This window comes from Acinetobacter sp. LUNF3 (assembly GCF_022699605.1).
Lineage (GTDB): Bacteria > Pseudomonadota > Gammaproteobacteria > Pseudomonadales > Moraxellaceae > Acinetobacter > Acinetobacter johnsonii.
The window spans coordinates 2,359,711-2,371,815 of the sequence record NZ_CP093968.1; the positions used below are offsets into that span (position 1 = coordinate 2,359,711).

Here is a 12,105-nt window from a genome sequence, read left to right on the forward strand (position 1 = left end):
AGCCTTTTTTATTAGAAAAATAGTCACCAAGGATGAATGAAATGTTTGGCAAAATGATGCACCAATCTTTATTGATTAGTAATTTAATCGAACATGCGGCAAAGTACCACGCAGATACTTCTATTTTTTCACGTGAAGTAAATGGTCAAATGACCACCACCAATTGGTTACAGGTCCAACAGAATAGCAAACGTTTAGCCAATGCTTTCACGTCATTTAATCTTAACCAAGGTGATCGTCTTGCAACGATCGCGTGGAACAACCACCGTCATTTAGAGTCTTGGTATGCTATTTCAGGGAGTGGTTATGTATGCCACACCATCAACCCTCGCTTATTCCCAGAACAACTGGTGTTCATTATTAACGATGCACAAGATAAAGCGATTTTCTTTGATTCAACTTTTCTACCGTTAATTGTCGCAATCCAAGGCAAAGTACCAACCGTTGAAAAATTTATCTGTTACGGTGAGCGTGATGAAAAAGTCATTGCAGCGCTGCCTGATGTTATTTTCTATGATGATTTAATTCAAAACCAATCTGCTGAATTTAACTGGCCGCAATTCGGCGAAGAAACCCCAAGTTCTTTATGTTATACCTCAGGCACAACAGGCAATCCGAAAGGCGTACTATATAGCCACCGTTCTACCCTATTACACACCATGGCAATTAGCTTGCCAGACTCATTAAACCTGTCGGCAAATGATGTGGTCATGCCTGTTGTTCCAATGTTCCATGTCAATGCATGGGGGGTTCCTTATGCCGCAGCTATGGTCGGTAGTAGCGTGGTTTTACCGGGACCAAATTTAGATGGTGACAGCCTTGTTAACCTGATTGACAACTATAAAGTTACTGTGGCTTTAGGTGTTCCCACCATCTGGCAAGGCTTACTTGCAGCTGCGAAAAAACGTGGGACAACTTTAGAAGGTATGAACCGTAATGTCGTGGGTGGCGCTGCATGCCCACCGTCGATTATTCGTGATTTCAAAAACAACTATGCTTGCGACACCATTCATGCATGGGGAATGTCTGAAACCAGCCCACTGGGAACAGCGAACCAACCGAAAGCAAAACATGCCACGTTGAGTGCTGAAGGTTTTGAAAAATTACGCTTAACCCAAGGTCGTCCACCTTTTGGTGTTGAATTACGTATCGTTGATGAAAGCACCAATCAAGTCCTAACCAACGATGGTCATACTCAAGGGAATTTACAAATTCGTGGCCCTTGGATTGTCGATCATTATTTCAATCAAGAAAAAAGTGCCACCACAGCCGATGGTTGGTTCGACACGGGGGATATCGCAACATTAAATGCAGACGGTTATATGACCATTTGCGACCGTGCCAAAGACTTAATCAAATCGGGCGGTGAATGGATTTCTTCGGTTGAACTTGAAAATATTGCCGTAGGCCACCCTGAAATTCACATGGCAGCTGCTATTGCAGCACGTCATCCGAAATGGGATGAGCGCCCAATTTTGATTGCCGTAAAACAGGAAAACTCAACACTGACTGAAGAAGAAGTGCTGGCTTACTTTGATAATAAGATTGCCCGCTGGCAGATTCCTGACGTGGTGATTTTTGTAGATGCACTGCCAATCAACGGTACAGGTAAAATTGTGAAAGTAGAACTCCGCAAACAATTTGGTCATGTTTTACTTCAAGACGAAGTCGTTTAAGGCTCATTCGAAACATTCAAAAGGATATTGTGATGAAAAAAAATATGAAAACAGCATGGGTTACAGGCGGCAGTAGCGGTATTGGTCTTGAACTGACTAAATACCTACTCAAAGACAACTTCCAAGTGTGTATTTTTGCCCATGCTGGCATTGAACAAGCAGTGATTGACTTGCAAAAGCGCTCACCTACTGTCTGTGGTTTTGAAGTGGACGTACAAAATGAAAGCAGCATCATTGCAAAATTTGCAGAAGCGGTGACTGCATTTGGTACGCCAGATTTGCTCATTAACTCAGCAGGCATTGCGATTGCAAAATCATTTGAAGACATGACGTCTGAAGAATATTTACGACAAATTAATATCAACCTGGTCGGTAGCCGTAATGTAGCCCATGCTGCATTACCGCATCTCAAGCAAGCGGTTCAACAAGGCAAATCACCAAAATTGGTTTTAGTTGCATCAGCAGCGGGCTTGGTCGGTTGCTATGGTTATACGGGTTACTGCTCATCTAAATTTGGCGTGGTCGGTTTGGCTGAAGTGCTACGTATGGAACTGCGCAGTCAGAAAATTAAAGTTGCCGTGGTTTGCCCGCCAGAAATTGAAACACCGATGGTATTTGACGAACGTAAAAATGGTTCACCAGTCACAGCGGCATTAAAACAACTTGGCGGCAGCCTCCCACTAGAGAAGGCCTGTCAGGAAATTTACAACGGCATTTTCTCATCCCAATTTATGATTATTCCAAGTACTCAAGCACGTATTCTTGCCAAACTTTCGCGTGTCTTGCCTGACCTTTATCGTAACCAAATCGATAAAAAACTAGATAAAATCATCCGTACTTTACGTGCAAGTTAAGGTACGACTGACTTAGCATGCCAAACCTGAACCCGAGTGGATCATTTTCTATCTAGGTAGCATGGTTGCTCGGGTTCAATCATTTGAGGTTCTTCCACAACTATCGTTCTCTTGAGCACTCCACAAAATACTATCAGTCATTTGCTATTCAATTTTTTGCCATTCTCTATAAATGCAATTCAGTTCAAATATAGGAAAAATCAGACTATAATTATCGCCTAATTCCTTATTTTGCGTATTTTTCTGACCCTATGAGCAAACATGATTCATCGCTTTCTAAAGAACAGTTTAATTTACTGAAAGACTTTAAAAAGCAAATCACTAATCCGCATTCGACTGCGATTAAACAGTCTGAGGCCCAAGCTCAAGTTGCTCCGCCCGAGCCAGAAGATGATTTCGCGTTGTTTCAAAAACAAATGCAAGGTGTCCAAAAAATGGAGACCGCGAACATTGCCAAAATAGAAAAAAATCCAAAGAAAAAAATCGATGCACAAACTTTAGCAAAACGTGCAGCGGCTGAAGGCCCAATGCATACCGATGCAACTGAGCTGTCTGATACTCAAGCCATGCTCAATCCTGTCGCGAGCCAAGCCGCGCTCAGTTATCGCATTGCTACGCTGCAACACAAAGTATTTGAAGATTTAAAAGCGGGTAACATTCGTTGGTTTGAAGCAGTCGACTTGCATGGTTGCACCGTTGAAGAAGCCCGTGTCGCAGTTTTACAAGTCATTCAAATGGCCAAAGATGAAAATCAAAATGTCATTAAAATTGTACACGGCAAAGGTCCGGAAGCCATTTTAAAAACCTATGTGAATGGTTGGCTGCGTCAACACCGCGATGTGCTGGCTTTTGTGAGTGCACCAGAGAAACAAGGTGGCACAGGTGCAGTTTTAGTGTTGCTAAAACGTGCTGAAAAGAACCCAAAGTTTAAACAGTAATCGGATTTTTGTCCAAAATAAGGCATTGGAATAGTTTTCTGCTACAATGCCGTCCTTGTTCAATATCAGTGTAAGTGAACACGTCTTATGTCTATGCAGCAATCCTACGCTAACATCTTAACTGCCGTTGGTGAAGACCTAACCCGTCCAGGTCTCCTCGATACGCCTATGCGTGCTGCTAAAGCTTTTTCGTATTTAACGTCTGGTTATAGCAAAAGCTTAGAAGAAGTGACCAATAATGCGGTGTTCCCATCAGACAACCGTGAAATGGTGCTGGTTAAAAATATCGAATTTTATTCACTCTGTGAACACCATTTATTGCCTTTCTATGGTCGCGTACATATTGCGTATTTACCTGAAGGTAATGTCCTTGGACTCTCTAAATTTGCACGCATTACCGAAATGTTTGCACGTCGTCTACAGATTCAAGAAAATCTGACGCAGCAGATTGCAGAAGCGGTTGCAGAAGTGACAGGTGCACGTGGCGTGGCAGTTATGATTGATTCTGCACATATGTGTATGATGATGCGCGGCGTAGGCAAGCAAGAATCGACTACACGTACCGTTTCCTTTATTGGTGACTTTAAAACCAATAAAGAAGAGCGTCGCGAGTTTTTAAGTGCAGTCCCTGAAAGCTATTAATTGAAACATTAAGCCTCAACCTCTGTTGGGGCTTTTTTTATGCATATATCATTGAACGATTCATTTTTTGTTTAGAGGAATACGCAATGTCAGCAATTTGGTTAGCAGGTCATGGTTTGACCCAAGGCGAACAGAGTATTGATTTTCCACGTCCAGACCGTTTGGTCCAAGGCAACCCACAGCGCAAGACCTATAGTCTATATGAACACCCACACATGGGCTGCGGGATTTGGCACTGTGAAGTTGGGTCATGGAATATTCAATTTGCCGACAATAAACAGGAATTTTTTCAAGTGATGGAAGGCTGCATCCGTATTCATGATGCTCACACTCAAAACTTCATTCAAGTCAAAGCAGGTCAGGCAGGAATTATTCCACCGAGTTTTATCGGTACATTTGAAGTGGTTGAAGCTGTTAAAAAATACTATGTGATTGTTGAGGTATAAAGTACCTGAACAACCGATTTGAAACGTCTTAGAACAGCTCGTGTTTAAGTCTGAGATTTAAACACTCAGGACTTTTTCAGTCACATGAATACAGTTCCGCCCTTTATTTTTGGCCGCATAGAGTGCAGAATCGGCAGTGTCTAAAAAGCGTTGATAGTCAGGATGACCATTATAAACCGTACAACCAATACTGACGGTCAAACTAAAATTTTGCCCATGAGCGGTACGAATTGGGGTTTCCTGTATCCGCATGCGAATCGTTTCAGCGATTTGTAAAGCACGCGTGAGATCACTATCGACCAACAACAATAAGAACTCTTCGCCACCGACACGGAAGGCATAGTCACTGCCCTTCGCTACATCCAACAAGACTTCAGCAATAAAACGCAGTGCCAAATCCCCTGCTGTATGCCCATACTTATCATTAATACGTTTAAAATAATCCGCGTCGATTGCCAATAGGCTGAGTGTCGCATCATTTTTACGAGCAAAATTAATTTCACGCGACACAATCGTACTTAAATAACGACGGTTTAAAAGTTGAGTCAGTGAGTCATTGCCTGAGTCTATATATTCGGTCACTTGAAACAGTTGATCGACCAAATGCTGGATCTGTCGGTTCACGTCACGAATTTCTTGAATGCGTTCTACCTTCTGAGCCTGATCCTGACAGTCGAGCATGTCAAAATTGAGGGTATCGACCTGTTGAATCAGCCTGATAATGGTCTCCACCTGCTCTGCACCTGTAAACGCATACGCTGCTTTATGCACAAACCATAGACCAAATTCCGACTTAGACAAAGCAATGTGTTGCAACTGCGGATGCTCGGAGAAGACTTTGAACATCAACTCATTTTCCCAGTCGAGTAAAATACTGCGCTGCTTATCTTTTTGTACTGCGACATCTTGCATTGCAGAAAATAAACGATAGCTATGCTTAACTTCATGGCTCCGCTCAGTATTGGCTTCATAGGATCTGCAAATAATTTCTGTCGCAAAACCCATAATTTGCAGCATATAACTTAGCATGTGGTGGTTATTTTCTAGCGGAAATTCAGCCAAGAGTTCCAAAATTTTGTTTTCAATCTCACGAATACCGCACATGATCAACCAAGAAGGAATGCTCACCCGCGCATGTACCTGCCCAACTTTTTGTTGTTTTTCAACTGCTGCACAATAAGCTTCATTCACAGCCACGTCGAAACTTTCAATGAGCCATTGGTTTAAACTGTTTTTTAAACGTTGTTGAATGATGTCATCTTTAAAAAAATCTGCAGCCTCAGGCTCCAAGACAATATTGCTATAAAATTCATTGACCAATACAGACGAATGCTGCTGAATAAAATTTTGCGCTTTAACGTGATCATTCACTGAATAATGTTGGAAAATTTTCCCCCACTGCTCGGCCAATTTAGCCATGCATTCATCATTCATAAAAATTACCTATTTATATATTTTTTAGACTTACTAGACATTTATGTGATTAATATAGCAAATTTCAATACTTATTTTCACCATCAGCTTTCATTTTCAGCGCTTTATAAAAAGTAAAGCTCACGTTTGGTTGTTTTAACAGCAATGACTTCCATAAAAAAAGCCCCATTAATGGGGCTTTGAAAAGAGGATCGAACTAAAAGAAATGGAGATAACTCAAACCCATCTGATCCCAATCTTTGCCTTTTTGCTGTTGATACTGCCAATGAAGCCTCAAGGCATTTTGCTGATTGAATAAATATTGCAACTGAGTATTCAGTCTGACTTGCCATTGATGGCTATCTTCCCAATATGGCAGCTCGACCTGTACCAAACTATTGATATGTTCGCTCCAGATGTTCTGACAGCCTACCGTTGGCCCAAGTCCCACGCGCCAACCTCGCTCTAAAGCTTTGCCTGCTTGAACATGATTTTGCAATTGTGCATAGCATAAATGTTGACGCGCCTGATCTGCCACACTATAGCCAAACTGACTGGATAGATTAAATACGCCGTGTTGATCTTGTTCACTAAATGTACCATCTCGATCTAGTGCCTCTTGTTGCCAACCCATGTTAAAACCCCAGCTTAATGGTGTTTTAAAGGCAGTCAGTGGACTGTAGGCATTGACCTCCAGCACATTTAGTTCTTGCAGTTTTAGTCGATCATCACGGTATTCGAGACTGCCGTCTAGAAACTTAAGCTGTGTACCCAAACGGAAACCGCCTTGCGGGTCAATCAAGTCATGATAGGCCTGACGATGGCTCAGTCGGAAATAAGTGTCACCTTGTATCTCACCTGCTTCAAGCTGAACGGTTCGCGCATTGTGGCCTTTTACTGGATCTACTTTTGGCGCTTCGACCACTTGACGTTGCTTTTCCAAGTCAATCTGACTCCGCAAACCCAGCAGTTGTCGAATACGCGGTTGGGCGTCTTCTGCCGCAATCTTTTGTGCAATTAACTGTAAATACACATGGTCATAGGCCATTTCTAAAATACGTGCCTGATCCACCAAGGCATAGCGATTCAAATAATCTTGCATTTGAGCAGGTTTAAGTTGCGCAACCTGATGCGCAGCCGCTGCCAAGGCTTGTCCGTGTTGTTTGGCTTGTGCCAACAACTGAGTTTCTAAAGCTGGACGGTAAACACTTTCTGCAATTAGATGGTTTTCATCGACCGCCTTAATAGTCTCAACAGGAATCGCAGCGGTTTTAAATTGTTTTTGTAGGTTGACCTCTGGCCGTACCAAATCAATTAAACCCAGTAAACGATAGGCACAGTTATCACTGATAAAATAGTAAGGAAATTGCACATGCTTGAGTTCCCAAATATGCTCAACCATGGTTTTGGTTTCTTCTGGCGTCAGGGCTAACTCGTACTCCCACAAATCGCGGCTTTCCAAATCACCATATTCTTTCACTTTTCGATAGTACGGCATGAGTGAGTACTCACCTGGGTACTGCCCGGTTAAGCCCTTCCATGCAAAAGAAAAGCTGTCGCTATTGGCCACTGTCGCTGCATAATTCACGGCATAAGAAACTAAGTTCAGCTGTTTTTGGTCTTTAGGATCAAGCCTTAACAGGGTATGCCCAAACATCGAACTGGGATTGCCCATAAAGTCCGTAGCGTAAATTAAAGTCGCCTTATACGGCTTAATTTGCCCAAGCCACTCATCCAGCTCAGGACATGAGGCTTTAGGCAGTTGGTTTGATACAATATTCAGTTGTCCTATGAGCCATTTTGAACGTGCCGGAAAGCGACATTGAATCGATTGATTGGCTTCGGCTGGGGTAAAAAGTGCTGAAATATTGGCATCAAGCTCTTGTTTGAGCTGAGTTTGTCCGTGTTCGCTATAAAAAAATGGGCGATAAGTGACTTCACTTTGTCCTGAGACATTGGCATACATCAAACGTTGCCAAGTCACATTTGAGGCTAGCTTCAGCTGCTGTGCTTTTTCAATATAAAACTCTGCTGAGCTAGGTGCTTGAGCAAAGATGCTGGTGCTGAATAGCACACTAAAGAGGAGGACAACAGATTTCATGCAGTGTTAGCTATTCTTCTTTTTTAGATATGAAAAACCCTGCCTGAATGGCAGGGTTTTATGGTGCAATTAAACGTATGCTTTTAATAAGCTATCCGTTGCCATGACTGCTTGTAAAGATGCTAATACTTGAAGCGCATCTTGGTTTTCAGCTGAATAGATTTTTGCGAAGTTTTGTTTAGACACTTCAAAGAAACGTGCTTTATCTTCAGACTGGATGTTCAGTAATTCAGCCAGTACATTTAGACTTTCGCCCTCACCAACTGCCATATCACGCGCCAATGCTTCCGCATTTTCGTTGGTAAATGTTACTGCCTGAGCAGTCACGGTACCTGTACCGCTACAACCTAAAGTACCAAAGGTAATACCGAAAAGTTGGTTAGCAAAAAGACCATTGGTTGTACCCGCTAAAATTTTAGCGACTTTACCAGACTGGCCAGCCCAAATTTGTGAACCAATACCACAACCGACGTCATTATCTGCAAATGTAGCGGTAGAACCAACAGCCAAAACCGCAGCCAATGCTATTTTTTTCAACATAAGGTTTCTCCAGACTCGATTATCTCCGAGTATTTTTATTGTTCCCATTGTGTGTATTTTGAGCTACACCCTTGTAAGATAGCCGTAACAAGCGCATAACGCAAAACAATTTATACTAAAGTGAAGTGAATATTTAAAAATGTGCTTTAGCGGTATAAGGACCAACTGCCACGTAGATCTCGTTTCCCTAAAATCTTTAACACCAACACCAGACTGAGCAGTAGCAATAAATACCAAGAACCCAACTTGCCCCAACCGACCATATGCCATGCATCGACTTGACTTGGGTACAACCAGATTTGGTAAAACGTACTGATATTTTCCGCAATCCAAATAATAAAAGCCAACAGTAAAAGTACGGGTAACATCGGCAGTTGAAAACGGTGCTGCTGTAATTCAAAGCCAATCTTGGTTTTCCAAAACAGCACTATGCTCCACGCAAACAAAAGATAGCGAATATCGGGAACAAAAAATTTGGACATAAAGTTGATATAAGACAACACCGCTAAGGTTAGCATGGCGGAGAAACGGGGCAAGTGTTCAAAAGAAATATGATAAAGACGCAATGAACGCGCAAAAAAACTGCCCACAGCCGAATACATAAAACCTGCAAACAAAGGCACTGTTAAAATTTTAAACACGGCGGGATGCGGATACTGCCAAGATGCAATTTGCGGATGAGTCAAAAAGATTTCCATCACCATTGCCATCACATGAAATAATGCAATCACTTTAGCTTCGGCCCAAGACTCAAGTTTTAAATACAGCAGACAAACTTGAATCAGCACGGCATAAAACAGTAGATAGTCATAACGGAAAAAGCCGAAATATTCCTGACTTCCCATACTGGCTGTGAGCGCAAAAGCCAATAACAACAATATCCCAAATAAGGCAGCCGAAGCTGCCTTAGATGAGAACTCAAAACATGATTTTAAAATCGTGATCACGCATGAACCCTAATTGAATTGAAGCTGTGAAACTTAGAGATATTTGGCACTGTATTCATGCACAGTATCAATAAAGGCTTTCGGGTTTTCAGGATCAACCCACTGGGTAATGCCATGCCCTAAGTTTGCAACATAACCCGTTTTCTCACCGCCTGCATAAGCGTCATCCAACATGGCTTTGGTGGCTTTCACGATGGTCTCATGCGAACCATATAATGTTGCAGGGTCTAAGTTGCCTTGCAGTGCCGCACGGTCAGCCACCGTTTGGCGAGCCACATTTAATGGTGTCGTCCAATCTAGACCAAAAGCATCCGCCCCTGTTGCCACCATTGGCTCTAACCACTGACCACCACCTTTGGTGAATAAAATGACTGGAACTTTACGTCCTTCATTTTCACGTTTTAAACCTGCAACAATTTTTTGCATGTATTTTAAAGAAAACTCTAAATATTCACGGTGCGCCAATGCCCCGCCCCAGCTGTCAAAAATCTGTACGGCTTGAGCACCTGCATCAATTTGCGCATTTAGATAGTCAATCACCGCATCAGCCAAACGATCGAGCAGCGCATGTAAAACTTCAGGTTGCGCATACATCATTTGCTTAGTGAAACGAAAATCTTTGCTCGAACCACCTTCAACCATATAAGTTGCCAGCGTCCAAGGGCTGCCTGAAAAGCCAATTAATGGCACTTGGCCGCCAAGCGCAGAACGGATCGTCTTGACTGCATTCATCACATAGTCGAGATCAGATGCAGCATTAAACTGAGGTAAATTCGCCACATCTTGTTCAGTACGAACCGTTTTATGAAATTTAGGCCCTTCCCCAGCTTCAAAATAAAGCCCTAAACCCAAAGCATCGGGTACAGTTAAAATATCTGAAAATAAAATGGCAGCGTCGAGCTCATAACGACGTAAAGGCTGTAAAGTTACTTCACACGCAAATTCGTTATTTTTACACAGCGAAAGGAAATCACCCGCTTGAGCACGGGTTGCACGATATTCAGGTAAATAACGTCCTGCTTGACGCATCATCCAGACGGGTGTGGTATCTACAGGTTCACGTAATAAAGCACGTAGAAAACGATCATTTTTAAGCGTCGTCATTTACTTTCCCATCTCAATTAAATTTGCTCACCATCATAACAAAAAGGTCGAATTTTTAATAACTTCTCATAACACTAAAATTCGATCAGGACAAAGATGCAAACGAATATTTACACAAAACAAATACTGCATCTCCATCTTTTTTCTGTAATACTTGACTAGTTTTTACTTTGTAAATGAATAATTCTTAAGGTTGAATTACATGTTCGTTCGCACAATACTCGCGATGAGTTTAAGTTGCATTCTTGCTGGTACAGCGTTTGCTGCATCTACTACTGAACAACCTTTGACGCCCAAAAAGATCATTGGTACTTCAGTTCAAGATCCTATTGATCCTTTAGCAACAGATGTCGCTTCAGCTTCTACTGCGGTTGCAAATAGCCAAATTACAGCAAAAGAACAAGCAGACTTAAACCAAGCTTCGCAAACTTTAGATCAACTTGAACAATCTGAAGATAAAACCGCTGACGTTGGTGCTGCACCAAGCAAAACCACCCCTGCACCGACCACCACGACGACCAATCCTGCTGCAGCAAAAGCATCGTGGACATTAAATGGTCTAAACAGTGCAGAATGGTTTGACAATATTGGTAAAGGCCAATTCCCTGTCTATGCACGTGCTCACGTGATGCTGAATAATGCACATGCGTCTCCGGGTGCAATTGATGGCATGAGCGGTAAAAATACCCTCAAAGCCATTGCTTCGTTCCAGCAAATGAGCGGTTTAAAAGCAACAGGCACTTTAACCAAAGAAACTTGGGATGCCCTACTGGCAAGCCAAGGTTCTAAGCCTGCATTTATTGAATACACCATTACCGAAGCAGACCTAAAAGGTCCTTATGCCGCATCAATTCCACGCGATTATGCACTACAAGCCAAAATGAAAGGTTTGTATTACACTCGCGTGACTGAAATGTTGGGTGAAAAGTTCCATATGGATGAAGACTTTTTGCAGAAGTTAAATCCAAAAGCGACCTTCAAAAAAGCGGGCGAAAAAATTATTGTGGCCAATATCCGCAATGAAGTGCCAGAAGACATTCATTTGATTGTTGCACACAAAGGTGCAAAACAGCTGTATTTATTTAACAGCCGCAACCAAATGATTGGTTCTTTCCCTGCAACCATTGGTAGCTCGGACACTCCATCGCCAGCGGGTACCTATAAAGTCACTGGTGTTGCACCAAATCCATGGTATAGCTACTCGCCAAGTAACTTTGTACAGGGTAAAAACTTAAAACCACTTTCTCTACCACCAGGTCCGAACGGTCCTGTAGGGAATATCTGGATTGGTTTAAGCAAAAAATCATTTGGTATCCACGGTACACCAAACCCTTCTGCTATTTCTAAAACAGCATCACACGGTTGTATCCGTTTGACCAACTGGGATGCTAATGATCTTGGCAAAAAAGTGAAGTCAGGTGTTACGGTTAAATTCTTAGAATAA

Annotated in this window: 11 protein-coding genes; 6 read left to right on the forward strand and 5 right to left on the reverse strand. The window is 42.3% G+C overall.

The features are described 5' to 3' along the window. Positions 1 to 41 precede the first annotated feature (41 nt). The 5 genes from MN200_RS11505 to MN200_RS11525 all read left to right on the forward strand — a co-directional run bounded on the left by MN200_RS11505 (position 42) and on the right by MN200_RS11525 (position 4,556). Entirely contained in the window at positions 42 to 1,676 is a 1,635-nt protein-coding gene (locus MN200_RS11505; RefSeq protein ID WP_242759417.1) for a long-chain fatty acid--CoA ligase, read from the forward strand. 32 nt (positions 1,677 to 1,708) lie between these two features. Next, entirely contained in the window at positions 1,709 to 2,530 is an 822-nt protein-coding gene (locus tag MN200_RS11510; protein ID WP_228199301.1) for an SDR family NAD(P)-dependent oxidoreductase, read from the forward strand. Positions 2,531 to 2,781: 251 nt separating this feature from the next. After that, positions 2,782 to 3,468 carry a Smr/MutS family protein gene (locus MN200_RS11515; protein ID WP_004695682.1) on the forward strand — a complete coding sequence of 229 codons (687 nt, stop codon included), beginning with the start codon at positions 2,782 to 2,784 and terminating at the stop codon, positions 3,466 to 3,468. Positions 3,469 to 3,561: 93 nt separating this feature from the next. Then, a complete protein-coding gene (folE, locus tag MN200_RS11520; protein ID WP_171054237.1) occupies positions 3,562 to 4,110 on the forward strand; it encodes a GTP cyclohydrolase I FolE in 549 nt (182 codons plus the stop codon). Positions 4,111 to 4,196: 86 nt separating this feature from the next. Continuing rightward, complete coding sequence (locus MN200_RS11525; RefSeq protein ID WP_242759418.1) at positions 4,197 to 4,556, forward strand: cupin domain-containing protein; 360 nt, start codon at positions 4,197 to 4,199, stop codon at positions 4,554 to 4,556. A 57-nt stretch (positions 4,557 to 4,613) separates the two neighbouring features. Here the strand turns inward: MN200_RS11525 and MN200_RS11530 are convergent, their stop codons facing one another. From MN200_RS11530 to hemE, 5 genes are all read right to left on the reverse strand, one after another. Then, on the reverse strand, positions 4,614 to 5,990 hold the full coding sequence (locus MN200_RS11530; protein WP_234304656.1) for a diguanylate cyclase: 1,377 nt from the start codon (positions 5,988 to 5,990) through the stop codon (positions 4,614 to 4,616). A gap of 196 nt (positions 5,991 to 6,186) precedes the next feature. Next, positions 6,187 to 8,070, reverse strand: a complete 1,884-nt coding sequence (locus MN200_RS11535; protein ID WP_242759419.1) for a DUF4105 domain-containing protein — start codon at positions 8,068 to 8,070, stop codon at positions 6,187 to 6,189. 69 nt (positions 8,071 to 8,139) lie between these two features. After that, positions 8,140 to 8,610, reverse strand: a complete 471-nt coding sequence (locus tag MN200_RS11540) for a DUF3015 family protein (RefSeq protein WP_242759420.1) — start codon at positions 8,608 to 8,610, stop codon at positions 8,140 to 8,142. Positions 8,611 to 8,756: 146 nt separating this feature from the next. Beyond that, on the reverse strand, positions 8,757 to 9,554 hold the full coding sequence (locus MN200_RS11545) for a DUF817 family protein (protein ID WP_171253468.1): 798 nt from the start codon (positions 9,552 to 9,554) through the stop codon (positions 8,757 to 8,759). 36 nt (positions 9,555 to 9,590) lie between these two features. After that, positions 9,591 to 10,661: a uroporphyrinogen decarboxylase gene (gene hemE / locus MN200_RS11550; RefSeq protein ID WP_242759421.1), complete on the reverse strand. Its 1,071-nt coding sequence runs from the start codon at positions 10,659 to 10,661 to the stop codon at positions 9,591 to 9,593. 202 nt (positions 10,662 to 10,863) lie between these two features. On the opposite strand from hemE, the gene MN200_RS11555 reads away from it, so the two are divergent. Continuing rightward, positions 10,864 to 12,105: a L,D-transpeptidase gene (locus MN200_RS11555; RefSeq protein WP_242759422.1), complete on the forward strand. Its 1,242-nt coding sequence runs from the start codon at positions 10,864 to 10,866 to the stop codon at positions 12,103 to 12,105.